The 25,941-nt window shown below is 64.4% G+C and carries 21 protein-coding genes; 7 read left to right on the plus strand and 14 right to left on the minus strand.

The window, feature by feature from the left end; translation table 11 throughout:
- Positions 1 to 99: 99 nt before the first annotated feature.
- From WC704_RS08130 to WC704_RS08155, 6 genes are all read right to left on the minus strand, one after another.
- Positions 100 to 591, minus strand: coding sequence for a dihydrofolate reductase (locus WC704_RS08130; protein ID WP_372889409.1), 492 nt, complete (start codon positions 589 to 591; stop codon positions 100 to 102).
- Positions 588 to 1,382 (minus strand): thymidylate synthase, encoded by a 795-nt coding sequence (locus WC704_RS08135; RefSeq protein ID WP_372889410.1) that lies wholly within the window; start codon positions 1,380 to 1,382, stop codon positions 588 to 590. Before WC704_RS08135 ends, WC704_RS08130 begins: the two co-directional genes overlap by 4 nt.
- 62 nt (positions 1,383 to 1,444) lie before the next feature.
- Entirely contained in the window at positions 1,445 to 2,140 is a 696-nt protein-coding gene (locus tag WC704_RS08140; RefSeq protein WP_372889552.1) for a class I SAM-dependent methyltransferase, read from the minus strand.
- Between the two features lie 146 nt (positions 2,141 to 2,286).
- Positions 2,287 to 3,414, minus strand: a complete 1,128-nt coding sequence (prfB, locus tag WC704_RS08145) for a peptide chain release factor 2 (protein WP_372889411.1) — start codon at positions 3,412 to 3,414, stop codon at positions 2,287 to 2,289.
- An 88-nt stretch (positions 3,415 to 3,502) separates the two neighbouring features.
- The gene (locus tag WC704_RS08150) at positions 3,503 to 6,031 is read right to left on the minus strand and encodes a penicillin-binding protein 1A (protein ID WP_372889412.1); all 2,529 of its coding nucleotides are present in this window, start codon (positions 6,029 to 6,031) and stop codon (positions 3,503 to 3,505) included.
- 76 nt (positions 6,032 to 6,107) lie between these two features.
- Positions 6,108 to 7,313 (minus strand): N-acetylmuramoyl-L-alanine amidase, encoded by a 1,206-nt coding sequence (locus WC704_RS08155; protein WP_372889413.1) that lies wholly within the window; start codon positions 7,311 to 7,313, stop codon positions 6,108 to 6,110.
- Between the two features lie 543 nt (positions 7,314 to 7,856).
- Between WC704_RS08155 and WC704_RS08160 the strand changes: the two genes are divergently transcribed.
- The 5 genes from WC704_RS08160 to WC704_RS08180 all read left to right on the plus strand — a co-directional run bounded on the left by WC704_RS08160 (position 7,857) and on the right by WC704_RS08180 (position 14,741).
- Positions 7,857 to 10,640: an Rne/Rng family ribonuclease gene (locus WC704_RS08160; protein ID WP_372889414.1), complete on the plus strand. Its 2,784-nt coding sequence runs from the start codon at positions 7,857 to 7,859 to the stop codon at positions 10,638 to 10,640.
- A 119-nt stretch (positions 10,641 to 10,759) separates the two neighbouring features.
- Positions 10,760 to 12,115 carry a M48 family metalloprotease gene (locus WC704_RS08165; RefSeq protein ID WP_372889415.1) on the plus strand — a complete coding sequence of 452 codons (1,356 nt, stop codon included), beginning with the start codon at positions 10,760 to 10,762 and terminating at the stop codon, positions 12,113 to 12,115.
- Entirely contained in the window at positions 12,115 to 12,840 is a 726-nt protein-coding gene (locus WC704_RS08170; protein WP_372889416.1) for a DsbA family protein, read from the plus strand. Before WC704_RS08165 ends, WC704_RS08170 begins: the two co-directional genes overlap by 1 nt.
- Positions 12,841 to 12,901: 61 nt before the next feature.
- Positions 12,902 to 13,828, plus strand: a complete 927-nt coding sequence (locus tag WC704_RS08175; protein WP_372889417.1) for an ABC transporter ATP-binding protein — start codon at positions 12,902 to 12,904, stop codon at positions 13,826 to 13,828.
- A gap of 118 nt (positions 13,829 to 13,946) precedes the next feature.
- Entirely contained in the window at positions 13,947 to 14,741 is a 795-nt protein-coding gene (locus tag WC704_RS08180) for an ABC transporter permease (protein WP_372889418.1), read from the plus strand.
- Positions 14,742 to 14,768: 27 nt separating this feature from the next.
- Here WC704_RS08180 and WC704_RS08185 read toward each other — a convergent pair whose 3' ends face one another.
- The 4 genes from WC704_RS08185 to WC704_RS08200 all read right to left on the minus strand — a co-directional run bounded on the left by WC704_RS08185 (position 14,769) and on the right by WC704_RS08200 (position 19,315).
- Entirely contained in the window at positions 14,769 to 16,631 is a 1,863-nt protein-coding gene (locus tag WC704_RS08185; protein ID WP_372889419.1) for a CocE/NonD family hydrolase, read from the minus strand.
- A gap of 140 nt (positions 16,632 to 16,771) precedes the next feature.
- Complete coding sequence (gene glpX / locus WC704_RS08190; protein WP_372889420.1) at positions 16,772 to 17,740, minus strand: class II fructose-bisphosphatase; 969 nt, start codon at positions 17,738 to 17,740, stop codon at positions 16,772 to 16,774.
- 91 nt (positions 17,741 to 17,831) lie between these two features.
- Entirely contained in the window at positions 17,832 to 18,653 is an 822-nt protein-coding gene (gene dapD / locus WC704_RS08195) for a 2,3,4,5-tetrahydropyridine-2,6-dicarboxylate N-succinyltransferase (protein WP_372889421.1), read from the minus strand.
- Complete coding sequence (locus tag WC704_RS08200) at positions 18,650 to 19,315, minus strand: pyrimidine 5'-nucleotidase (protein WP_372889422.1); 666 nt, start codon at positions 19,313 to 19,315, stop codon at positions 18,650 to 18,652. The genes dapD and WC704_RS08200 overlap by 4 nt, the downstream gene beginning before the upstream one ends.
- Positions 19,316 to 19,537: 222 nt before the next feature.
- On the opposite strand from WC704_RS08200, the gene WC704_RS08205 reads away from it, so the two are divergent.
- Positions 19,538 to 20,536, plus strand: coding sequence for an LLM class flavin-dependent oxidoreductase (locus tag WC704_RS08205; protein WP_372889423.1), 999 nt, complete (start codon positions 19,538 to 19,540; stop codon positions 20,534 to 20,536).
- A 126-nt stretch (positions 20,537 to 20,662) separates the two neighbouring features.
- On the opposite strand, the gene WC704_RS08210 is transcribed toward WC704_RS08205, so the two are convergent.
- The 4 genes from WC704_RS08210 to WC704_RS08225 all read right to left on the minus strand — a co-directional run bounded on the left by WC704_RS08210 (position 20,663) and on the right by WC704_RS08225 (position 23,821).
- Positions 20,663 to 21,100 carry a type II toxin-antitoxin system VapC family toxin gene (locus WC704_RS08210; RefSeq protein WP_372889424.1) on the minus strand — a complete coding sequence of 146 codons (438 nt, stop codon included), beginning with the start codon at positions 21,098 to 21,100 and terminating at the stop codon, positions 20,663 to 20,665.
- Between the two features lie 249 nt (positions 21,101 to 21,349).
- Positions 21,350 to 22,825 (minus strand): sensor histidine kinase, encoded by a 1,476-nt coding sequence (locus WC704_RS08215; RefSeq protein WP_372889425.1) that lies wholly within the window; start codon positions 22,823 to 22,825, stop codon positions 21,350 to 21,352.
- The gene (locus WC704_RS08220) at positions 22,825 to 23,490 is read right to left on the minus strand and encodes a response regulator transcription factor (protein ID WP_010404476.1); all 666 of its coding nucleotides are present in this window, start codon (positions 23,488 to 23,490) and stop codon (positions 22,825 to 22,827) included. The genes WC704_RS08215 and WC704_RS08220 overlap by 1 nt, the downstream gene beginning before the upstream one ends.
- A 31-nt stretch (positions 23,491 to 23,521) precedes the next feature.
- The gene (locus WC704_RS08225; protein ID WP_372889553.1) at positions 23,522 to 23,821 is read right to left on the minus strand and encodes a hypothetical protein; all 300 of its coding nucleotides are present in this window, start codon (positions 23,819 to 23,821) and stop codon (positions 23,522 to 23,524) included.
- A 271-nt stretch (positions 23,822 to 24,092) separates the two neighbouring features.
- On the opposite strand from WC704_RS08225, the gene WC704_RS08230 reads away from it, so the two are divergent.
- Positions 24,093 to 25,883: an ABC-F family ATP-binding cassette domain-containing protein gene (locus WC704_RS08230; RefSeq protein ID WP_372889426.1), complete on the plus strand. Its 1,791-nt coding sequence runs from the start codon at positions 24,093 to 24,095 to the stop codon at positions 25,881 to 25,883.
- Positions 25,884 to 25,941: the final 58 nt, after the last annotated feature.

A 25,941-nucleotide genomic window follows, 5' to 3' on the forward strand; every position in this document is an offset into this window, starting at 1 on the left:
CCTCCGTCATGCCGGACTTGTTCCGGCATCCACCGCGCCGCAATCCCCGCGCGTGATGTGTGCGGCACGGTGGACCCCGGCACAAGGCCGGGGCGACGGTTAGGGAGTCCAGCCCACCGGTCGTCGCAGCGTGAAGAACGTGAATGCAGGAGCATCGCCGCTAGCAGAAATGTCCTCTCGGTTTTCTTCGACCCAATCATCGGCTTGGTCCAAGCTAAAGAAAGCGTCCCCTTGGTACGCCCGCCAAATAACAGTCACTTCCGCGCGATCGGCAATATCGCGGAAAAGTTCGAACACCTCCGCCCCGCCGATCACCGCAACGTCGCCGTCCCCGGCCAGCGCCAGCGCTCTGTCGACCGAGTGCGCGACCTCTGCCCCCGGCGCGCTCCAGCCAACATCGCGCGTCAGCACGATATGTCGACGCCCCGGCAAGGTCGCGGGAAAGCTCTCGAACGTCTTGCGGCCCATCACCATCGGCTTGCCCATCGTCAGCGCCTTGAAGCGCTTGAGGTCGGTGGGGAGGTGCCACGGCAATTTCCCGTTGCGACCGATGACGCCGTTTTCGGCCCGCGCCAGAATAAGCGTAATCACACCGCCACCGCCGCCTTGATATGCGGTTGCGCTGTGTAATCGTGCAGGACGAAATCCTCATAGGCATAGCCATCGATTCCGTCGGCCTTGCGCAGGATTTCCAGACGCGGCAGTGGACCCGGCGTCCGCGTCAATTGCTCGCGCGCTTGCTCCAGATGGTTGGCGTAAAGGTGGCAATCGCCGCCGGTCCAGATGAACTCGCCCGGCTCCAGATCGCATTGCTGGGCAAGGAGCATCGTCAGCAGTGCATAGCTCGCGATGTTGAAGGGTACGCCCAGGAAGATGTCGGCGCTGCGTTGATACAGTTGCAGCGACAGCTTGCCGTTCGCGACATGCGTCTGGAACAGGCAGTGGCATGGTGCGAGCGCCATCGCGTGCAAGTCGCCCGGATTCCACGCACTGACGATCTGACGGCGCGAACCGGGGGTGTTCCTGATCTGGTCGATCAATTCGGCGATCTGGTCGATATGGCGGCCATCGGTGGTCTCCCAGTCGCGCCACTGTTTGCCATAGACCGGGCCAAGATCGCCGCTCTCATCGGCCCATTCGTCCCAAATGCTCACGCGGCGTTCGCGGAGCCACTCGACATTGGTGTCGCCGCGCAAGAACCACAGCAATTCGATCACGATTGAACGCACGTGCAGTTTTTTGGTGGTGAGCAGGGGAAAACCCTTGCCGAGATCGAAGCGCATCTGGTGGCCGAACACCGACAGCGTGCCGGTGCCGGTGCGGTCCATCTGGGGCGTGCCGTGGTCGAGCACGCGTTGCATCAGGTCGAGATAGGCTTGCATAAAGTGGGTGTAGCGCGCTGACGGAGGCAGCGGTAGGGGCGAATGGCCGCGTCAGATGCGGATCAGGCAACCCGGCACGGTTTGATCGCGCTTGGTTCGGGCCGTGGCCCCTCCGCGCGAAACGCGGCGAGATAACCACCCGCCGAAGGCATGTCGTAGCGTGCGACCTGAGTGTAGCCGACCGCAGCAAATTCGCATTTGAGCAAGGCGGGCGGGGTGCCGTGGTTTTGCGTCAAGCGGTTGGCATCGACGACGATGACCAACCCATCATGCTTGAGCGACGGGCGCAACCGCCACAGAAACTCATAAGGTTGCGCGATTTCGTGGTACATATGCACCATCAGCACGCGATCGAAACTGGCGTCGGGCAAGCGCGGATCGTTGGGCGTGCCGAGACGCACGCTGACATTCTCCAGCCGCTCGCGCGACACACGCACCGCCAGCGCATCGCGCACGTCGGCAACGATGTCCTCGGCGAGTACGCGCCCGGTCTTACCGACGCGGTTGGCGGCGCGGATCGTGTAATAGCCCTCGCCTGCACCGATATCGGCGACGGTCATGCCGCGCTTGATCCCGGCCTTGGCCATCACTTCGCCGGCCTCGTTCAGCCGGTCGCGATCCTCCTCGGTCGACCAGCGCGGCGAGCTGATCTTGGCAACCGGGCGATCGGCAGCAGGGAAGGGGCCTGCCTCCTGCGTATGATCGGGCACGCGCGGCTGCCCGCCATCGCACGCGGCGAGCAGCAGGATAATGGCCAGTGCGACTTTACCCTTTCTCGCTTCCCCGGTGAAGGCCGGGGCCCAGCAGCGCAGCGAAGTTTGGACAGGCTCAGCGCCCGTTCCCCTCGACCGTCGCCACTGGGCCCCGGCCTTCGCCGGGGAAGGAAAGAAAGAGAAGGCGCGCACTAGTCCACGTCCTCCACCTCGACCGTCTCACCCGTCACGCGCTGTGAGAGCGCGGCGGCCATGAACGCGTCGAGATCGCCATCGAGCACGTCCGACGGGCTTGACGAGGTCACGCCGGTGCGCAGGTCCTTCACCATCTGATACGGCTGGAGGACATAGGACCGGATCTGGTGGCCCCAGCCGATATCGGTCTTGCCCGCATTTTCGGCATTGGCCGCGGCTTCGCGAATCGCGAGCTCGCGCTCGTACAGCCGCGCGCGGAGCTGGTTATAGGCTTCGGCCTTGTTCTTGTGCTGGCTGCGCTGGTTCTGGCATTGCACGACGATGCCAGTCGGGATGTGCGTGATGCGCACCGCCGAATCGGTGGTGTTGATGTGCTGCCCGCCCGCGCCCGACGCGCGATAGGTGTCGATGCGCAGGTCGCTCTCATTGTATTCGACCTCGATATTGTCATCGACGACCGGGTACACCCAAACGCTGGCAAACGAGGTGTGGCGGCGCGCGGCGCTGTCATACGGGCTGATGCGCACCAGGCGGTGAACACCGCTTTCGGTCTTGGCATAGCCGTAGGCGTTCTCGCCCTTCAGCAGCAGCGTCGCCGACTTGATCCCGGCCTGTTCGCCCGAATGCTGGTCGATCAGCTCGACCTTCAGGCCGTGGCGCTCACCCCAGCGCGAATACATGCGGCTGAGCATCCCGGCCCAGTCCTGGCTCTCGGTCCCGCCTGCACCGGCATTGACCTCGATATAAGTGTCGTTGCCATCGGCTTCACCCGCCAGCAGCGCCTTGATCTTGTCGCTTTCGGCGCGGCGCGCGAGATCGGCGAGCGCGGCAAGGCCGTCGGTCTCCATCTCGGTATCGCCCTCGGCCTCGGCCATTTCGATCAACTCTGCCGTGTCGTCGAGTTCGCTCTGAATCGCGCGCGTTGCGGTGATCGCCTCATCGAGACGACGCCGCTCGCGCATAACCGCCTGCGCGGCCTTGGGATCGTTCCACAGCGCCTGGTCCTCGACGCGCGCGTTGAGTTCATCGAGCCGACGCAGCGCGCGGTCCCAGTCGAGAAACCGGCGGAGCAGCGCGAGCGCGTCCTTGATCGAGTCGATATGAGCCTGCGCTTCAGCGCGCATGGGAGAACCTTCCAGAAAAATATCGTGTCGTGTCTCCCCGCTTTGGGAGAACGATAATGTGCCTGCCGTATATGAGGTTGGCGCGCCGCTAGTAAATACCGCCCTGTCGTTGCAGGAAATCGCTGTCGCGGCGCGTGTCCTTCTGCGCCTGCGCATCGGCGCGCGCTTTGGCGGCCGCCGCTGCCGCAGCCGGGTCGGGCACGATCACGTCGCGGTGGACAACGCGGCGCGGCTCGCTTTCGGGTTTGAAGGCTTCCCAGATGACCGGCGCCTTGGGGTCGTCGGTCGGCCAGGTGCCGAAAACGGGCTTGCCACTCGCGCGGTCGATGCGGACCATGCGGATGCCAGCGGGCGCGCGGAACGGAATTTTGGGCAGCCCCTCATACGCCTTCTGCGCGAACGCCTTGAAGATCGGCGCAGCCACGGTGCCGCCCTGCGCCGCGCCGCCCAGCGAATGCGGCTGGTCATAGCCTATATACAGGCCGCCGATCATTTGCGGGGTGCCGCCGATGAACCACACGTCGGTCGGCCCCGAATTGGTGCCGGTCTTGCCGAACATCGGCCGGTCGAGATCGCGCAGTACGGTCGCGGTGCCACGCTGAATCACGCCCTCGGCGATGTGGACCATTTGATAGGCGCTCATGGCATCGACGATCTGCTTGCCGCGCGAGACCGGGCGCGGCATCGGCTTGCCGTTCCAGTCGGGTGCGTTGCAGCGGTCGCATGGATGCCAGTTTTCGGGCAAGATCACCTTGCCGTGGCGATCCTGCACAAAATCGATCAGCGTCGCCGGATGCGAGCGACCCTGATTGGCGAGGATCGCATAGGCATTGACCATGCGCGACACCGTCGTTTCCCCCGCGCCCAGCGCGTAGGAGAGATAGGGCTGATATTTGCCGACGCCGATCCGGTCCATCAGCGAGACGATGCGCGGCATCCCCGTCGTGGCGGCGGCGCGCACCGTCATCAGGTTGCGCGACTGCTCGACGCCCCAGCGCATCGTATGCGCGCCCGATCCGCCGACATTGCCGAAATTCTTGAAGCATTTCTGCCCGAGCCGCGCACCCTGATAGACGCAGAACGGACCATCGACGATGATCGAGGCAGGGGTCATCCCGCCCTCCAGCGCTGCGGCATAGACGATCGGCTTGATCGTCGAGCCCGGCTGCCGCATCGCCTGCGTCGCGCGATTGAAGGCTTGCGCGCGGAAATCGAACCCGCCCTGCATGGCCAGCACACGCCCGGTCTGCGGCTCCTCGACCACGAACGCGCCCGAGATTTTGGGCACCGAGCGCAGAGCAAACGCCGCGCCTTCGGGCGCAACCGCGATGATGTCTCCGGCTTTCAGCGCGGCGAAAGCGGTGCCACCTTCGCCGCGCACCGGCATTTGCGCGGCGTCGCGCGGCAACAGGCCGGTGCTGCCATCGGAAAAGCCGATCGTTGCTTCGCTCGCGCCGACTGCCGTGACGATCGCCGCGCGCCAATTATCGTAATCGAGCCCGATATTGGTGTTGAGCAGCGTTGTCTGCCACGTATCGCCGACGATGTCCTTATGTACGATCGGCCCGGACCAGCCACGGCCATGATCGAAGCGCAGCAGCCCCTCGCGCAGCGCGGTCTGCGCATAGTCCTGTAGCCGGTTGTCGAGCGAGGTGCGCACCCACAGGCCACCAGCATAGATGCTGTACGGCCCGTCCTTTTCGTCCTCACCGAACTTGTCCTTCAACTGGCGGCGGACTTCCTCGACGAAATAGCCGCTGCCCGCAGTTTCGGTCTTGGGCGTCTGGCGCGGCACGGTGCCGAGCGGTTCGGCCATTGCCTCGTCATGCTGCGCCTGGGTGATGAAGCCGTTCTTGAGCATCTCGCGCAGTACGTAAGCACGCCGTCCGAGCGCGCGATCCTTGTGGCGGACCGGGTCGTAATTGGACGGACCCTTGGGCAGGATCGCCAGATACGCCATTTGCGCAAGATCGAGCTGGTTCAAATCCTTGCCGAAATAGGCATAGCTCGCCGCCTCGACCCCGAACGCGTTGCGGCCGAGCGCAATCTGATTGAGATACAGTTCCAGGATCTGTTGCTTGGTCAGCGTGTCCTCGATCCGATAAGCGAGGATCGCTTCCTTGATCTTGCGGCTGTAACTTGTTTCGTTGCCGATCAGCAGGTTCTTGGCGACTTGCTGGGTTATGGTCGAGGCCCCAGCCGGGCGTTTGTGGCTGCTCAGATTGTTGATCGCCGCGCTGGCGATGCCGAGATAGTCGACGCCGTGATGCTCGAAAAAGGTCTTGTCCTCGGCGGCCAGAAACGCGCGCACCAGCAGCGGGGGATATTCGTCGTAACTCAGTTCGACGCGGCGTTCGCGCGCATAGCTGTGGATCGGCGTGCCATCGACGCCGCGTACATTGGTCGGCAGCGGCGGCTCATAGGTGCGCAATTTGTCGACCGAGGGCAGGTCGGCGGCGAACAGGAAGTAGAACACCGTATAGCCGATGACGAACAGCACGGCGAACGCGGCGAGCGCCTTGACCCACCACCGGTCCCAGGCGTTTTGGACGAACCCCCGGAAGCCGCCAATGTCGCGGCGGATGCGGAAATTCACGGTGGAATCAGAAGCGGCCATATAGGGGCTAGGCTCTAGCAACTTTCCGGCGCGTTGCCAGCCGCCTTAACTGCGCGCGGTGCGGCGCCGGGAAAGGTCAGTTGGACGCCATCCGCCGCGCGAAGTGGACCTCGACTGCACGTTCGATGCTTTGCGCGATCTTGCGGCGCCCCTCGCCGCTGTCGATAAAGTCGGCGTCGCGCGGGTTGGAGATATAGCCGGTTTCGAACAGGATCGAGGGCATGTCGGGCGCTTTCAGCACCATGAGCGAGGCCATGCGGTGGAAATTGGGCTTCACCGGGATCAACGGCTGCGCCTCACGACCGAGCAACCGGGCGAAATTGGCCGAGGAGTTCATCGTCTCGCGCTGGGTGAGGTCGATCAGGATCGAGGAGATGTCGGCGGACGTGGCGGCGAGATTGACGCCGGCGATGACGTCTGCCTTGTTCTCGCGCGCGGCCAGCTTGGCCGATTCCTTATCGGAGGCGACTTCGGACAGGGTGTAAACCGATGCCCCGCTGGCGCTGCCGGAGCCGACGCTGTCGCAATGGATCGAGATGAACAGGTCGCCGCGCAATTTGCGCGCGATGCCATAGCGTTCCTGCAGCACGAGGAAGCGGTCGTCCTCGCGCGTCAGCGCCACACGGACCCGGCCCGATTTGACCAGTTCGTCGCGGATCGCCTTGGCGATTTTCAGCGTCACGTCCTTCTCGCGCCGACCATCGATCGGCGAAATCGCGCCGGGATCGACTCCGCCGTGCCCCGCGTCGATCACCACCAAGGGGCGGCTGTCATCCTCGCCATAGATGCGCGGTAATCCGGGCGTGCGCGGCGCGGGCGGGATCGGCACCGACACCGCATAGCTTGCGGGGGCTTGCACGATCCCCATGTTGAAGGGCGGCAGGAAATGTAGCCGCCGTTCGCCCGCCGCGCGCGCAAAGGTTGCATCGTCGACGGTCTGCAGTTCGAGCGTCAGCTCGCGTCCGTCGCGACCGAACACGCCTTCGGTAATGAGAGCCGGGCGCGCAAGGTCGAACACCACGCGCGTGCCGTTGGGGCCGTGTATCCCCTGGCGCACGCCGGACACCGGTCCGCCCGCTGCGATCTTGCCGCCGGGCGTGGCCCCTTGCAGGTCGAGCGCGATGCGCTGCGGTGCCGCCAGCACAAAGCTTGTCGCGTCGGCGATCGGCTGGTCGAACCGTAGGACGATCCGGTCGTGCTGGACCTCGACGCGCTCGACCGACGCCGCCCAACCGGGAGCGCCGAGGAACCAACAGGCCAGCAAGGCGAAAACGAACGACACCCGCGCGTAATGCCGCCGCGACCGCGGCGCGGTAAAGCGAAAAGGCTTTGCAAAAGGGCGGAACGTCGCGCTCATTCGCTTGGACTAGGCCGAAGGCGACAAAACCACCTTTCCGGGCGCGGTTAATTTGGCCGTAGGCATAGAATTGCCGGTCGGGCGGCAAAAACGTGCCGGTTGCTGCGCGCGAGCGGGGGTGCTAGGCATGAAACAGTTCCGGATCGCGGCCTAGTATCGACCGCGGCGAGGGCCACTTGGCCGCCCCTCAAGTTCCCTGGGCGCGGCTTATCCAGGTTGACGTTCGCATGATGTATGTATTCCGCCCCTCGCACCGCCCGGTTTCTACCGGCGGGATCGCGAGCGCGCGGAATGCCCAAGGCCGGAAGGCGGGGCGTGCAGGGCGAGCAGAGGCAGTTTTCGTAACCCACCATGTGTGCGAGCCGGGCGATGTTTTCGCCGGACCGCGCACTTTCATTGATCGCGCGCGGCCAGCGCCACGGCGCGCAGCGCCCTTTGGCTCTGCGCCGCGCGACCGGAGAATAATACATGACCACGCGTATGCTGATCGACGCACGGCACCGGGAGGAAACCCGCGTTGCTGTCGTCAAGGGAAACCGAATCGAAGAGTTTGATTTCGAATCCGCCGAGCGCAAGCAGCTCAAAGGCAATATCTATCTGGCCAAGGTGACGCGCGTCGAGCCGTCGCTGCAGGCGGCGTTCATCGATTACGGTGGCAACCGTCATGGCTTTTTGGCGTTCAGCGAAATCCACCCCGATTATTATCAGATCCCCAAGGAAGACCGCGACGCGCTGTTGCGCGAAGAGGCCGAACATGCAGCGGAAGAAGCTGCATTGCGCGCCCAGCAAGAGGCCGAGGACGACCTCCACGATGACGAGCATGAAGATGACGGGTTCGAACGCGATTCGGCGGCGGATGATGGCTCGACCGAGCGATTCGACGATGATGGCGGCGCGGAACCCGATGTCGAAGTTGTAGCCGAGGGCGAAAGCCGCGGCGGCGAGGGGCGTGGCCGGCGTCGCAAGCGCACCGCATCGGACGACGCCGCCGACGATCTGCGCGAGCGCCGCACCAATTTGCGCCATCGCTACAAGATCCAGGATGTCATTCGTCGTCGTCAGGTGTTGCTCGTTCAGGTCGTCAAGGAAGAGCGCGGCAATAAAGGCGCGGCACTGACCACCTATCTGTCGCTCGCCGGGCGGTACTGCGTGCTGATGCCCAATACGTCGCATGGCGGCGGGATCAGCCGCAAAATTTCGAATGCGGGCGACCGCAAGCGGCTGAAGTCGATCATGGCCGACATGAAGCTGCCCCCCTCGATGGGCTGCATCGTGCGCACCGCCGGGCTGCAGCGCACCCGCGTCGAGATCAAGCGCGACTTCGATTATCTGGCGCGGCTGTGGGACGGGATTCGCGAGACGACGCTGTCGTCCTCGGCACCGGCGCTCGTCTATGGTGACAGCGACCTGATGAAGCGCGCGATCCGCGACATCTACAATCGCGACATCGACGAAGTGATCGTCGAGGGCGAGGAAGGCTATCGCCACGCCAAGGACTTCATGAAGCTGCTGATGCCGAGCCATGCGCGCAAGGTGAAGCATTACAGCGACCCCGTGCCGCTGTTCCAGCGTGCGGGCGTCGAGGAGCAATTGTCGGCGATGTACCACCCGGTGGTGCAGCTCAAATCGGGCGGGTATCTGGTCATCAACCCGACCGAAGCCTTGGTGTCGATCGACATCAACTCAGGCCGTTCGACGCGCGAACATTCGATCGAGCAGACCGCGACCGCGACCAATCTCGAAGCCGCAGCCGAAATCGCGCGCCAGTTGCGCTTGCGCGACATGGCCGGGCTGGTCGTGATCGACTTTATCGACATGGACAACGGCTCGAACGTCCGTAAGGTCGAGAAGGCGATGAAGGAAGCGCTCAAGAACGATCGCGCGCGCATCCAGATCGGCCGCATTTCGTCCTTCGGCTTGATGGAAATGAGCCGTCAGCGCTTGCGTACCGGCGTACTCGAAGCCTCGACCCGACCGTGCCCGCATTGCGAGGGGACGGGCTTCGTCCGCACCGCCTCGTCGTCGGGTCTGTCGGCATTGCGCCTGCTGGAAGATGAAGCCGCACAGGGGCGCGGGTCGCAGCTTCTGCTCCGCGCCAGCCAGGAAGCGGCTTTCTACCTGCTCAACCGCAAGCGTGCGGAACTGGCCGAGATCGAGGAACGCTATGGCGTAATGATCGAAGTCGCACCCGATGGCGAGCAGGAAGGTGCGCGCATGTCGGTCGAGGTTTCGGGGCCGCCGCCGGCTTACACGCCGCGCTTCGAAGCGCCGATCCAGGAAATCGAGGAAGAGTTCGTCGAGGACGAGATCGAAGACGAAATCGAGGACGAGGTCGAGGAAGAGGAGCAGCCGCGCGCTGCCCGAGAACCGCGCGAGCGCGGCGAACGGCCCGAGCGTAGCGAGGAGGATGGCGGCTCGCGTCGTCGTCGGCGCCGTCGCGGTCGTCGCGGTCGCAACCGGCCTGAGGGTGAGGGGGCCGCGGAGGGCGAAACCGTCGTTGACGGCGGTGGCGATGAGGAAGCGCCGGAGCAGGATGCCGAGCGCGAAGACGCCGAAGCCCCGGTTGCGGCTTCGTCCGAAGAGGGTGAGGCGAGCGAAGGCGGGCGTCGCCGTCGTGGCCGTCGCGGTCGCCGTGGCGGTCGTCGCAGCGAGGGCGAGCAGGCGGTCGTGGAAGCCACTGATGGCGAAGCTCCGGTAGCCGAGGCAGCAGTGGTCGAAGCCGAACCGGTTGCGGTCGAAACCGAAGCCGAGCCTGAGGTCGAGGCACCCAAGAAGGGGCGCCGTCGTCCGCGCGCCCGCGATGCCGCGCCAAAGGCCGCTTCGGTGGCTGAAGCCGCAGCAGTCGAGGCCGAACCGGCTGTCGAACCCGTAAGCGATGCCGAGCCTGCCGCGAAGCCGAAGCGCGCCCGGCGCGCCAAGGCGGTGGAAGCGGTCGATGCGGCGGTGGAGGTCGCACCCGTTGCGGAAGCTGCGGTGGAGGATGCGCCCAAGCCCAAGGCAAAGCGCACTCGCAAGCCCAAGGCGGCAGCCGTAGAAGCGGCTGAAGTCGAAACGGCTCCGGTGAAAGCAGCCCCGGTAGCGCAGAACGAGGCACCAGAGGCCGAACCTGCAACGCCAGAACCCGCCGTGCTGGCGAACGAAACCTCGCCCGCAGCCGCAGCGAGCGACACCGCACCGCGCGCGATCGATCCCGATCCGGGCGAAGCCGGCAGCCCGCGTCGCGGCTGGTGGCAGCGCACCTTCGGGGCGTAAGATAGTGATCGGCCCCTCGTTTCTAGGCGAGGGGCCGGTTGGTTTGCCTTACCGCTCCGCCGTTTCACCGCACCGCAAGCCCGGTTGCCCCGGCTGGGAAACTCGGCGATAGGTTGGGCATGAAGCGGCTCTTCGCGGGACTCGCGGCCTCCCTCCTGATCTGGGCGCAGCCGGCTGCGGCGCAGTCGATTCTGCGCGATGCCGAAACCGAAGCGATGTTCAACGACATGTCGCGACCGCTGATCCTGGCGGCGGGCCTATCGCCCAATAATGTGCGGGTCGTGCTGATCAACGACGATTCGATCAACGCCTTCACCGCCGGCGGGCAGACGGTTTACATCAATTCGGGGCTAATTCAGGCGGCGGACAACGCCAATCAGGTGCAGGGCGTTATCGCGCATGAGCTGGGCCATGTCGCCGATGGCCATGTCGTGTTGCAGGACGCTGGGGCGCGTCCGGCGCTTGGGATTTCGATTCTCAGCTTGGTGATTGGTGTCGCGGCGATTGCGGCGGGCGCACCCGAAGCTGGCGCGGGCATCCTCTCGGCGGGTACGACGGCGGCACAGGGAAAATTTCTTGCTTTCTCGCGCGTGCAGGAATCGACTGCGGATGCGACGGGTGCCAAATTTTTGCGCGAATCCGGCATTAGCGGCAGGGGCCTGCTCAGCTTCTTCAAGAAGCTGGCCAATGAAGAATATGCCTATGGATTGAAGAATATCGATCCGTTCGCGCAGAGCCATCCGCTGTCGGGCGAGCGCATCGCCAATTTGACCGCCGACGTGACGTCGTCCCCCTTCTACAACGCGAGGCCCGACCCTGCGCTGGAGGATCGGTTCAAGCGCGTGAAGGCCAAATTGCTGGGTTATGTCGCCGACCCCAAAACGACGCTCAACGTGTATCCGGAGGAAGACCAGAGCGTGTACGCGCATTATGCACGGGCCTATGCCTGGCATAAGTCGGGTTATCCCGAAAAGGCTGATGCCGAGGCGGCAGCCTTGCTGAAAGCGGCACCGCACGACCCCTATTTCCTGGAAATCCAGGGCCAGATCCTGCTCGAGGCGGGCAAGCCCCGGCAGGCACTGGCTCCGTTGCGCGAGGCAACCGACCTGTCGCGCAACGCCCCGTTGATCGCGACCACCTTCGGCCACGCGCTGATCGCGACCGAGGACAAAGCGAACTACCCCGAGGCGATCAAGGTGCTGCGCCAGGCGGTGGCGCGCGACGATGACAATCCCTTTGCCTGGTATCAATTGGGCACGGTCTATGAAGCCTCGGGCGACCAGCCGCGTGCCTTGCTGGCCAGTGCCGAACAAGCGAGCTTGATTGGCGATCAACGCAATGCTGCTTATAGAGCGCGCGGCGCAATGCAGGGATTGCCACCCAACAGTATCGACTGGATTCGCGCGCAGGACATTGCCCTGTCGGCGCAGAACGACATCGACGACAACCCCAAGAAATATAAGAAGCGACGCTGATGCGCCTGAACTGGACTGTTTTTGCAACCGCGCTGATCGCGGCGCTTTTGGGCGCGGCGGCGTTTGCCGGGATCGAGCGCCTCGTACCGGGCACGGGCGGGGAGCGTGCGCGCGTCGAAGGCGTGGTGCGCGATTATGTGCTGTCGCACCCCGAGATCATTCCGCAAGCGCTCGACCGGTTGCGCGACCAAGCCCATGCCGAGACGATCGCGAGCAACCGCGATGCGATCCTGAAGCCATTCGGCAGTGCCTGGGCGGGCAATCCGGCGGCGGATGTCACCCTGGTCGAATATTTCGATTATAATTGCGGCTATTGCCGCAACAGCTTGCCCGCGATCGCGGCCTTGCTGAAAAAAGACCCCAAGATCCGCATCGTCTATCGCGATTTCCCGATCCTGGCGGAGAGCAGCGTCGATGCCGCGCGGATGAGCCTGGCCGCCGCAGACCAGGGCAAGTTCCAGCAATTCCACGATGCGCTCTATGCCGGTGGGCAAGTGTCGGCGCAGACGATCGCGGCGGCGGCGAAGGCCGCTGGCGTCGATCAGGCGCGCGCGGCGGCCTTTGCCCCCAAGGCGGACGCCGAAATCGCGCAAAATCAAACGATCGCGCGCGCGCTCGGGCTAACGGGCACGCCAAGCTGGGTGATCGGCAGCAAGGTCGTCTCGTCCGCCTTGCCGTTGGAGGAATTGCAGAAAGCGGTCGCCGAGGCGCGCGCCGCGAAATAACCGCCTGCCGCTTGTTGCAACGCAACCGGCCCCCTACCTAGCGCGCAGGAACGGGGGCTTCATGGACGTTGTTTTATCGGTTGCCGGGGTCTCGAAGGTCTATGCCTCGGGCCAGCGCGCGCTCGATCCGGTCAGTCTCGACATTCGGCGCGGCGAAATCTTCGCGCTGCTCGGGCCCAATGGCGCGGGCAAGACTACGCTGATCTCGATCATCTGCGGTATCGTCACGCCCTCCACCGGCACGGTGACCGTGCTTGGCCACGACGCGCAGAAGGATTTCCGCAGTGCGCGCCGCGCGATCGGGCTGGTGCCGCAGGAATTGTCGGTCGACATGTTCGAAACGGTGCTTGCCACCGTCAAGTTCAGCCGTCGCCTGTTCGGTCGCGCGCCCGACAATGCCTATGTCGAGCAAGTGCTGCGCGACCTGTCGCTATGGGACAAGCGCGACGCCAAGATCCGCGAACTGTCGGGCGGCATGAAGCGCCGCGTGCTGATCGCCAAGGCGCTGGCCCATGAACCCGATATCCTGTTTCTCGATGAGCCTACCGCCGGGGTCGATGTCGCGTTGCGGCGCGACATGTGGAAGCTCGTTCACCGCCTGCGCGCCAAGGGCACCACAATCATCCTGACCACGCACTATATCGAGGAGGCCGAGGAAATGGCCGACCGTGTCGGGGTGATCGACAAGGGCCGTATCATCCTGGTCGAGGACAAGGCCGCGCTGATGAAGAAGCTCGGCAAGCGCCGCATGGCGATTACGCTGCAAACCCCGATGGGGACGGTGCCATCGGATCTGGCTGGGTGGCCGGTGGCGCTGGAGGATGAGGGCAAGACGCTGGTTTATACCTTCGATTCCGAGAATGAGCATATCCCGATCCTGCTCGCCAAGCTGGGCGAGCTTGGCATCGGGTATAGCGACCTTGAAACGCACAAGAGCTCGCTCGAGGACATTTTCGTCGATCTCGTCGAGCGGAAGGACGCGGCATGAGGTTTCCGCATCGTTCTCCCGCGAAGGCGGGAGTCCAGGGCAACATGGCCTGCGCTGCGTGGCTCTGGCCCCCCGCTTTCGCGGGGGAACAGGCAGACAATGAAGGGCTCGCGCGCCAATGACCACGCACACCGCTACCAAAGCCCCCGCGATAAACTTCCACGGCATCTGGGCGATCTACCGCTTTGAAATGGCGCGCGCGCTGCGCACCTTGTGGCAGAGCCTGGTCACCCCGGTCATCACAACCTCGCTCTATTTCGTGGTGTTCGGCGGCGCGATTGGTTCCAAGATCAGCACCGTCGGGGGTGTCGGCTATGGCAGCTTCATCGTACCCGGCCTCGTCATGCTGTCGCTGCTGACGCAAAGCATCTCGAACGCCTCGATCGGCATCTATTTTCCGAAATTTACCGGCACGGTGTTCGAGCTGCTCTCGGCTCCGGTGTCGGCGATGGAGATGGTGGTCGGCTATGTCGGCGCGGCGGCGACCAAGTCGATCGTGCTCGGGCTTATCATCCTGGCGACGGCGGCGTTGTTCGTGCCGCTCCAGATCGTCCACCCCTTTGCGATGCTCGCCTTTTTGGTGCTGACCAGCGTGGCGTTCAGCCTGTTCGGCTTCATTATCGGGGTGTGGGCCAAGGGGTTCGAACAGCTATCGTTCGTGCCCGCCTTGCTCATTACCCCGCTCACCTTCCTCGGCGGGGCGTTCTACTCGATCGACATGCTGCCGCAGCCGTGGCGCACCGTCAGCCTGTTCAACCCGGTCGTGTATCTGGTCAGCGGCTTTCGCTGGGCGTTCTTCGACAAGGGGGACGTTTCGGTCGGGCTGAGTCTGGGCGTGACGGCGACGTTTTTGGTCGCCTGTCTCGCGGTGATCTCCTGGATCTTCAAGACCGGCTGGCGGATGAAGAACTGATCGACCTCGCCACCGGCGGAAGCGGGATTACCGCATCACCGGCAGCACGATTTTCGATCCCGCGCACACTTGCTGCGTCGCCTTGATGAAATCGGCGGGTTTGGCGCGGGCGATGTTGGGGACGAAGCTTTGCGGGTTGCGGTCGATCACCGGAAACCAGCTCGATTGCACCTGCACCATGATGCGGTGGCCCTTCACGAAGACATGGTCGTGTTCGCGCAAGGGCACGTCCCAGCGGGTGACCTTGTTCGGCACTAGCGGTTGGGGCGCGGTGTCGCTGGCGAGGAAGCGGCCGCGGCGCACGTCCATTGCGATCGGCAATTGGTAGCCGTTCAGTGACTTGGCATAGTCACCCGGCTTCGGCCGTTCGGGCGCCTCCACTGCATCTTCGGGATAAACGTCGATCAGCTTGACGACGAAATCGCTGTCGGTGCCGCTGGTCGCGGCGGCGAGTTCGGCGAGGACGCCGCCGGTTACGGTGAGATCGGCATCGAGCGGGGCGCTGGTGTAGCTCAGTACGTCGGGGCGCCCCTGCAGGAAGCGCTGGTCGGCGGCTTCCCACCACGACCAATCGGGCGAAAGATAAGTGCCCGACATCGGGCGCGGGCGGAACGGCACGGGGTTGGCCGGGTCCGACACATAATCGCGGCAGCCTTCGCTGGCGGCGGGCGCGGTGAAGGAGAGCGAGCCATCGGCATGGAGATAGAGGTCGGTCGCCTTCGCGCCCGCGACTGGCCAGGCGCTATAATTCTTCCACGTCCAGCTACCGCTTTGGAAGCTCTTGATTCCGCCGGTCGGGCGAGGGCCGGTGCCGTGCAGCCAATAGGCAAAGAACGGCGCCTGGATTTGTTCCTGGAATTGCGGGCCGCTTGGCACGCCATAGGGGATGGGGCCCAGCGCGTCGGTCGGGCGCTGCCACCAGCCATGCGCCCACGGCCCCGCCACCATCGTCGCCAGATGATCGGGGTCGTTCTGTGCCTGCTTGAAGTAAATCTGCCAGGAGCCCCACGGGTCTTCCTGATCCCAATAGCCCGCGACGTTGAGCGTCGGCACCGTCGTCTTGCCGAGTTTGTCGCTCCAGCGCTGGTCGGTGTAGAAGCGGTCGTGATTGGGATGGTCGAGCAGTGCGGTGAACATCGGCACCTTGCCCTTGAACACTTGTTGGTCGATCTGCTCGACCGGGCCCTTGCTCAGGAACCAGTCATAGGTGTCGTAGCGGTCATAGTGAAAGTCGGTGTCCTTGGTCTTGTCGAGCTGCAGCAGCGCCAGCCAGTCGGTCGCATAGCTGAGGCGGAGCGCGCCGCCCCGGTGGAGATCGTCGGACTTCCAATAATCGATCCACGCCGCTTGCGGGCTGACTGCCTTGAGCGCGGGGTGCGGGCCGATCAGCGCGACGGCGGCGGCGAAGCCCGGATAGGACACGCCCCACATACCGACCTTGCCGGTATTGTCCTTCACATGCTTCACCAGCCAGTCGATGCTGTCATAGGCATCGGTCGATTCATCGGTGATCTTGGGCTTATCCGGATGAACTGCGGTCGACAGCGTGAACACGCCGTCCGATTTGAAGCGCCCGCGCATCGACTGGAAGACGTAGATATAGCCGTCCTTGTCGAGCGAGACCTGGTTGCCGGGCACCTTGGCCGGGGCGGCATCGGGGACGCCATAAGGGGTCCGCTGGAACAGGATCGGCAACGGGCCGGTTTTGTCACGCGGGCGCAGGATGACGGTTTGCAGCCGTGCGCCATCGCGCATCGGGATCATCACTTCTTCGAAGGTATAGGGGGATTGCGCCTGCGCCGTGGGGGTGGGGGCGGCTTGCGGGCGCGCGACGAGCGCAACCGGGAGCAGCGCGGCGCTGGCCGCGAGCAGAATTTTCAGTGTTTGCATAACGCCCCCAACTAAACCCGTCACCCCGGCCTTGTGGCGGGGTCCACGGTGCCGCGAATCTCTACGTTCGGAATGTGCGGCACGGTGGATGCCGGGACAAGCCCGGCATGACGGATTTTGCGAGGTGACGGGATCGGAAATCAGATGCGGTGTTCACCCTTGACCCAGCGCACCGTGCCCGAACTGGCGCGCATCACCACGCTTTCGGTGGTCATCACGTGGCCCTTGCGCTTGACCCCGGCGAGCAGCGACCCGTCGGTAACGCCCGTTGCCGCGAAGATGCAGTCGCCGCGTGCCAGCTCGGTCAAATCATATTGCTTGTCGAGATCGGTCACGCCCCATTTGGCGGCGCGCGCGCGCTCGTCATCGTTGCGGAACAGCAATCGGCCCTTGAACTGCCCGCCGACGCAGCGAAGGGCGGCTGCCGCCAGCACGCCCTCCGGCGCGCCGCCCGCACCCATATAGATGTCGATCGTCGTGTCGGGGTTGGTGGTCGCGATCACACCCGCCACATCGCCATCGCCGATCAGCATGATGCCGCAGCCCACTTCGCGCAGTTCCGCGATCAGTTTCTGGTGGCGCGGGCGATCGAGCACGCAGGCGATGATCTCGCGCGGTTCCACGCCCTTGGCGGCGGCGAGCGCGCGGACATTTTCGGTCGGCGATTTGTCGAGATCGATAATGCCTTCAGGATAGCCCGGGCCGCACGCAATCTTGTCCATATAGACGTCGGGGGCGTTGAGCAGGCCGCCTTCCTCGGCAATCGCCAGCACCGCCAGGCTGTTGGGGCCGGCGGTCGCGCAAATCGTGGTCCCTTCGAGCGGATCGAGCGCGATGTCGATCTTGGGGCCCTTGCCGATCGCCGAGCCTACTTTCTCGCCGATGAACAGCATCGGCGCTTCGTCGCGCTCGCCCTCGCCGATCACCACGGTGCCGTCCATATACAGCTCGTTGAGTGCGGCGCGCATTGCCTCGACTGCGGCGGCATCCGCCGCCTTTTCGTCCCCCCGCCCGGTCAGCGTGGACGCAGCGATTGCGGCGGCCTCGGTAACGCGAACCATTTCAAGCACGAGCACGCGGTCGAGCGTCTTGGAGCGGGTGGTGGTCATCGGGAATCCTCTTGTCGTTTGCGTGGCGGTTAGCAGAGCCTTTGCGTGTGTCGAGCCGGATTCCCCCTCCCGCTTGCGGGAGGGGAGAAGGTTAGTCCCGCAGCAGTTCGTTGATGCTGGTCTTGCTGCGCGTTTGCGCGTCGACGCGCTTGACGATGACCGCACAGTAAAGCGCGGGCTTGCCGTCGCCGCCGCCCATGCTGCCGGGTACGACCACCGCATAAGGCGGCACTTCGCCGCGAAACACTTCGCCGGTCGCGCGATCGACGATCTTGGTCGAGGCCCCGAGATAGACGCCCATCGACAGCACCGCGCCTTCACCAACGCGAACACCCTCGGCGACTTCGGCGCGCGCGCCGATAAAGGCACCGTCGCCGATAATGACCGGATCGGCCTGCAGCGGCTCGAGCACCCCGCCGATCCCGGCACCGCCCGACAGATGCACGTTCTTGCCGATTTGCGCGCACGACCCGACCGTCGCCCAGGTGTCGACCATCGTGCCTTCGCCGACGTAAGCGCCGATATTGACGAAGCTCGGCATTAGGATCGCGCCCTTGCCGATGAAGCTGCCGCGCCGTGCGACCGCACCCGACACCACGCGGAAGCCGCCCGCGCGGAACTCGGCCTCGCCCCAGCCGGCGAATTTGGAGGGCACCTTGTCGAACGCGGGCGCACCGCCAGCGCCGCCCTCGACCAGGCTATTGTCGTTGAGGCGGAAGGAGAGGAGCACCGCTTTCTTTAGCCACTGATTGACCTTCCAGCCCGCGCCATCGGGCTCGGCGACGCGGACCGTGCCTGCGCCTAACTGGTCGAGCGCCGTCTCGACCGCGTCGCGCACCGCTCCGCTGGTGCCAAACCCGATCGTGTCGCGCGCGTCCCACGCGGCTTCGATCGTGTGCTGTAGATCGCTCATGCTTCCCCCATATGGTCGTGGAGCCACGCCGTCACATCGGCGCAGGTAAAATCGATATAGCTGCGGTCTTCGCCCGGCCCCTGTTCGGAGCCATTGTCGACCCACACCGTCGTCATGCCGATTGCCTTGGCGGGCGCGAGGTTGCGCGCCATGTCTTCAAAGAAGATCGCCTCAGCGGGCACGATGTCGAACGCCGCGCACAGCCCGGCATAGGCCGAGGCTTGCGGCTTGGGCAGCAAGTCCATCGCATGGATGTCGTGGATCGCCTCGAAACTTTCGCCGAGGCCCAGCCGCCCGAGCACGCGCGTGGCATACGGCGTGTCGGCATTGGTGAAGACGATCTTGCGCCCCGGCAGCCGCGCGATGGCAGCGGCAAGCGGGGCATTTTCTTCGAGCACGTCCATTTCGATGTCGTGGACGAAATCGAGAAAGGCGTGCGGATCGACGTCGTGTTCGGCCATCAGCCCGGCAAGCGTGGTGCCGTGGCCGTGAAAATAGCCCTTCTGGATGCGGCGCGCCTCGACCAGATCGACCGAGAATTTGTCGGCGATATAGGCGCCCATCCTGGCGTCGATCTGGTCGAACAGCCGCACGCTCGCCGGATAGAGCGTATTGTCCAGATCGAAGATCCAGGTGCGGAGATGGGTGAGACGGGGGTCCATGTCGCGCAGGCTCTAAGCGGGGAGGGCGAGGGGGGCAAGGCGTGTGGGGATTCCGGTCTTCTTATCCTCACTTCCCCGGCGAAGGCCGGGGCCCAGTCGCGACCGGTGGATTGTGCGGCGGTATGCGTCATTAATCCCGTTCTACTCCTGGGCCCCAGCCTTCGCCGGGGAAGAAAGGGGAAGGGGGTGGCGCGCGCGCAATCGCCTCCCCACATCCCTCTTATGACCCACTATTCCCTGCTCGATCTCGTCCCCGTCATCGAAGGCGGCAGTGTGGCGCAAGCCCTGGCCAATGCGGCTGACATTGCCGCGCATGTCGAACGGCTCGGTTTCACGCGCTATTGGACCGCCGAGCATCACGGCATGACCGGCATCGCCAGCGCCGCGACATCGGTGGTGCTGGCGCATATCGGCAATGCGACCTCCACGATCCGCATCGGCGCGGGCGGGATCATGCTGCCCAACCATGCGCCGCTCGCCATTGCCGAACAGTTCGGCACGCTCGATGCGCTGTTTCCGGGGCGGATCGACCTGGGGCTCGGTCGTGCGCCGGGATCGGACCAGATCGTCGCGCGCGCGATGCGCCGCAACCTCGACAGCGACGCCAATGCCTTTCCGCAGGATGTGGTGGAACTGCAAAGCTATTTCGCCGATGATGGCCAGACCGGCATTCGCGCCACGCCCGGCGCGGGGGCCGCTGTCGCGCTGTGGATTTTGGGGTCGAGCACGTTCGGCGCGCAACTCGCAGCGATGCTGGGCTTGCCCTATGCCTTTGCCTCGCACTTCGCGCCCGATGCGCTGATGGCGGCGATCGACCTTTATCGCCGCACCTTCCGGCCGTCCGCAGCGCTGGCCAAGCCCTATGTGATGGCGGGCTTCAACGTGTTCGCCGCCGACACCGATGACGAAGCGGAATTGCTGGCGAGTTCGCAGCAACAGGCGTTCGTTGCCTTGCGCACCGGCAACCCGCGACAATTGCCGCCGCCGGTGGCGGGTTACCGAGCGAGCCTGGGCGCGCAGGGCGCGGCGATCCTCGACCATGTGCTGTCGTGCTCGGCGGTGGGCGGCCCGGCCAAGGTCGCACGCGAGATCGCCGCGTTCGTCGCGCGCACCGGGGTGGACGAACTGATGATCGCAAGCGCGATCTACGACCATGAAGCACGCAAGCGTAGCCTGGAGATTACGGCGCAGGCGATGCGCGAGCTGGCGCTGGCGGCGTAGGCTCAGAATCCTGCTACAATCGACGCCGATCCTGAACCTAGCCGAGGAAATCGCGCGGTATTTGCCTGGCACCGAAGCGCACGATGCGCACGTAGAGCCGGTTGTTGGGGAAGACGTGATCAAAATTTAGCATACGATGATGTTGATATACTTTGGATCGGCTGCGGCAATTTGCTGGATGATGCCGTCACGCGTGACCAGTGAGAGTTTGCGCACCCGGGCCGTCGCCATCAAAAAGCAGTCGCCAGGGTCCCGGTGCCCTGTCGCGATGACCACTTGTGCCGCTTCGCATGAAATGCGCTGTTTGATCGGAATGACCTTCGCTTCCGTGGCGGCCACCGCGTCCCGAAACCACCGCGCGGGAGCCTCGTCCCCCAAATGGGGGCGACCCGCGACCCGATTTTTCTGCGTGGCGATCGACAGTTCCCAAGACGTGATGGGCGAAACGAACAGCGTTCCCGCTTCCTGATTTTCACCAATGGCGACCAACGTCTGTTCGGTCAGTGCTTCTTCACCACTGACAAGCCAAAATAGCGCATGCGTGTCGAGGAGTATCCCCGACAAGATCAGCGCTTGGCTTCGGTTCGATCAGTTGCGGGGCGGGTGGGCGACCATTTCCCGCCCGAAGCCGGAACGGAAATGGGCTTTGTGAGATCGACCTTTTTGCTGATCGTCATTTTGCCCTTGAGCGCGCCAGCACCCTTGACGGTTACGAACCGGCCAGACCGGGAATCCCGCACCATAGTGATGGGCGTGCTGGAGGAGGCCTTTGACATGCGCCCTATATAGCGAATCGTATGCGATTCGTCATCTTCAATTCGCCGCTGGAAGCCTCAGTCGCACCAACAACCCGCCGAGATCTTCGCTCTCTTCCAGCGACACCGTGCCCTCGTAAATCTCCGCCACGTCGCGGACGATCGCCATGCCGAGGCCGGTGCCGGGCTTGCCCGAATCGAGCCGCACGCCGCGATCGAAGATGCGGATGCGTTGTTCCTCGGGGATGCCGACGCCGTCATCCTCGATCAGGAATTCGACGAAGCCCGAATGCTTCGACACGGTGACGAACACGCTGCCGCCGCCATATTTTGCGGCATTCTCGATCAGATTGCCGAGCATTTCGTCGAGGTCCTGCCGCTCGACATGGACTTGCAAATCCTTGGGACCGGAGGTGTCGATGCGGACGTGGCGATAGAGCACGCCGACCGCGCGCTCGACCGATTCAAGGCTGGGCCACACGTCCGCCCGGCTATGCGCGGAGCCCCGCCTGCCAACCGCGCGCGCGCGCGCGAGGTGGTGGTCGACCTGGCGGCGCATCGTGCGCGCCTCGCGCACCACCGTCTCGCCTAGATCGTCGGCCTGGGCGGTGGCGGCGTTCATGATGACGGTGAGCGGCGTCTTCAGCGCGTGCGCCAGATTGCCGGCGTGGCGGCGCGCTTCCTCGGCCTGGCGTTCGTTATGCGCGATCAGGCCGTTCAATTCCTCGACCATCGGCGCGACTTCGATCGGCATCGGTCGTTCGATCTGGCGCGATTTGCCCGCGCGCATCCGGGCGATTTCCTCGCGCACCTTGCGCAGCGGCCACAGCCCGTAAAAGGTCTGGAGCGCGGCCATTGCGATTAGGCCGAAGCCGAGCAGCGCGAAGCTGCGCACCAGCGTCTTGCGCAACACCTTGATCTGCGCGTCTAACCCCTCGCGATTCTGCGCGACCTGGAAGCGCCAGCGCACCTTGGAGCCGGGCAGCGTCGCGTCGCGCTCGACAATGCGCAGCCGCTCGGGATTTTCCGTGCTGGGATCGACGAACTGGTCGCTGTCATAGGCATGGATGCCGAGATCGTTATGCTTCCCGCCATAAGCGAGGTGGCGGTCCCATAAGGAGCGCGACGGATAGGGCTCCTGCCCCGGCGCGCTGATCTGGTAATAGAGGCCCGAATTGGGTTCGAGGAAGCGCTGATCGGCAAGTTCGCGATTGTTGAACACTTCGCCTTGTGGCCCGATTTCCGCCGAAACGATCAGCGCGTTCAGCACATATTCGAGCTGATCGTCGAAATTCTGGGTGATCGCGGTGGTCAGCACGCGATCGAGCGCGAAGCCGCCGCCGGTCAGCAACAACAAAATCCAGCCCGCCGCGATCAGGATCATGCGACGGCTGAGCGATCCGGTCGTGCGCGTCGGGATCGTCGCCCGCGGCTCGGTGTCGAGTGGTGGCAGCGGCGCGGGGACAGGCTCGTACGCCACCGCGCTTTCGCTCGCCGGGACGGCGACGCCCTCCGTGCCCGGCGCGTCAGCCATTATGCATCCGGATCTTCAAGGCTGTAGCCAAGGCCGCGGATCGTAGTGATGACGTCCTGCCCGAGCTTTTTGCGGATGCGGGTGACGAACACTTCGATCGTGTTCGAATCGCGGTCGAAATCCTGATCGTAAATATGCTCGATCAGCTCGGTGCGGCTGACCACCTTGCCCTTGTGGTGGAGCAGGTAGCTCAGCAACTTATATTCCTGCGCGGTCATCTTGACCGGCTCGCCCGCCAGCGTGACCTTGCCGCTCCGCGTGTCGAGCCGCACATCGCCTGCGGTCAGTTCCGACGAGGCATTGCCCGAAGCGCGGCGGATGAGCGCGCGCAGGCGGGCAATCAATTCCTCCGACTGGAACGGCTTGGCGACATAATCATCGGCCCCGGCGTCGAGCCCGGCGACCTTGTCCGACCAGCTATCGCGCGCCGTCAGCACCAAAACCGGCGCGGTGCGCCCTTCCTTGCGCCAGCGGTCGAGCACGGTGAGGCCGTCGATTTCAGGGAGGCCGAGATCGAGGATGATCGCGTCATAATTCTCGGTCGAGCCCATGAAATGCCCTTCCTCGCCATCGGTGGCGAGATCGATCGCATAACCGGCACCTTCCAGCGTCGCCTTCAATTGCTGGCCGAGATTGGGTTCGTCCTCGACGATCAGAACACGCATGAAAGTTCCCCTTGAACGGCGTTGGCCGCGATCAGTTGCTGGTGCGGCCGAGAATCTGGCCGGAACGCCCGTCCACCTCGACCCAGATGACGGTTCCATCGCGCAGGAACTTGAGCGTGTAAATCCCGCGATCGGGTTCGAAATCGAAGCCGAGATACTGGCTGCCGCGCATCGTCGGCAACACGCGCCCCTCGATTTCGCGCAGGGGCAGAATGCGGCCTTCCTGGCGCGCGCGCCACGCCTCGCGCTGATCGCCGCGCTGGAGTTGCGCGCCGTCGGCCGGCAGCGGTGCCGTCGCGGTGGCCAGTTCAAACAGCATGGGGAGAAACATCGTCATGGGATTGGCATAGGGAGGGAGCGTTGAACAGCCTGTGAATGAGCGGGGCGGGGGTTGGCTATGCCCGACGGACTCGCCTGAGGCCGGGCGGCAGGTTGGGTCAAGCGAATCTGGCCGACGATACGGGGTTTATCTCCGTGTCGGCGCGTTTGGGGTATAGGTGCGCCGTGGCAAAGCCACGTCGTCGGACCTCGCTGGAGCGAGGCCGGCCGAGCGTGCGCTTTAGCCTCGATTTAGCTGCGCTAAATCGTTAGGCGCACACGCTATGGCTGCACCAATTCTTGCGTATGAAAATCTCGGCGTCATTCAAGGCTCGGGCTGGTTGTTCCGTGGGCTCGATATTCATATCGGGCCGCGTGACCGGCTGGCGCTGATCGGGCGTAATGGCGCGGGCAAGACGACCTTGCTCAAATTGCTCGGCGGCAAGATCGATTCGGACGAGGGCCGCCGCACGATCGTGCCCGGCACGCGCGTGATCCAGTTGGAGCAGGAACCGGCGATGACGGGCTTTGCGACGCTCGCCGATTATGTGCTGGCGGGCGACGATGCGCCGCAGCGGCATGAGGCGGAGGCGATTGCCGACCAGCTCGGCATCGATCTCTCGCGCGAGGCCGCCAAGGCCTCGGGCGGCGAGCGGCGCCGTGCCGCGATCGTGCGTGCCTTTGCGCAGAACCCCGATGTGTTGCTGCTGGACGAGCCGACCAACCATCTCGACATCGGCGCGATCGAATGGATCGAGGAATGGCTCCAGCGTTTCCGTGGCGCCTTCGTCGTCATCAGCCATGACCGCACCTTCCTGACCAAGCTGACCAAGCAGACGCTGTGGATGGACCGGGGCAATTTGCGGCGCGCCGAAATCGGCTTTGGCGGGTTCGATGCGTGGACCGAGCAAGTCTATGCCGACGAGCAGCGCAATGCCGAGAAGCTCGATGCCAAGCTGAAGCTGGAGGAGCATTGGCTGCTGCGCGGCGTCACCGGGCGGCGCAAGCGCAACCAGGGGCGGCTGACCAAGCTGGTCGAGATGCGCGCCGAACGCGCGGCGATGGTCGGGCCGCAGGGTTCGGCCAACCTCACCATCGGCAGCGATGATGCGCGCTCCAAGGTGGTGATCGACGCCAAGCACATCTCCAAGGCGTTTGGCGACCGCACGATCATCCGCGACCTGTCGCTGCGCGTGACGCGCAAGGATCGCATCGGCATTGTCGGCGCGAATGGCGCGGGCAAATCGACCTTGCTCAAGCTGCTCACCGGCGAGCTGGAGCCCGATAGCGGCACGATCCGCTTCGCCAAGACAATCGAGCGCATCGTGATCGACCAGCAGCGCAGCAAGATGGAACCCGACAAGACGATCCGCGACGTGCTCGCCGATGGCGGCGACTGGATCGAGGTGCAGGGCGTGCGCAAGCATGTCGTCGGCTATTTGAAGGAATTCCTGTTCGAGCCGGGCGTGCTGGATGCCAAGATCGGCACGCTGTCGGGTGGCGAGCGCTCGCGCCTGTTGCTGGCGCGCGAATTCGCCAAGCCATCCAACCTGTTGGTGCTGGACGAGCCGACCAACGATCTCGACCTCGAAACGCTCGATCTGCTGCAGGATGTGATCGGCGATTATGATGGCACGGTGCTGATCGTCAGCCATGACCGCGACTTTCTCGATCGCACGGTGACGATCACGCTCGGGCTCGATGGCTCGGGCACGGTCGATGTCGTGGCGGGCGGCTATGAGGATTGGGAACGTCGCCGCAAGGCCAATGCGCCGACCAAGCGCGGGGCGATCGCCAAGAATGCGACCTCCGCCGCTGCGGCACCGCCGCCGGGCAGCAAGGCCAAGCTGACGTACAAGGACCAGCGCGATTACGAGCTGCTGCCCAAGCGGATCGAGGCGCTTGATGCCGCGATCGCGCGTGACCAGGCGTTGCTGGAAGACCCCGATCTCTACACGCGCGATCCGGCTTTGTTCGAGCGGCTGATGGAAGCGATCGGCCAGGCGCAGGAAGACAAAAACGCGGCGGAATTGCGCTGGCTGGAACTGGCCGAGATGGTTGAGGCGCTGGGGTAGTGCCCGTGCTCCTGCGGAGGCAGGAGCCCAGAGTTATGACGCGCAACGCGAGTGGCCC

Origin of the sequence: Sphingomonas sp., assembly GCF_041661885.1 — a bacterium.
In the GTDB taxonomy this organism is placed as follows: Bacteria; Pseudomonadota; Alphaproteobacteria; order Sphingomonadales; family Sphingomonadaceae; genus Sphingomonas.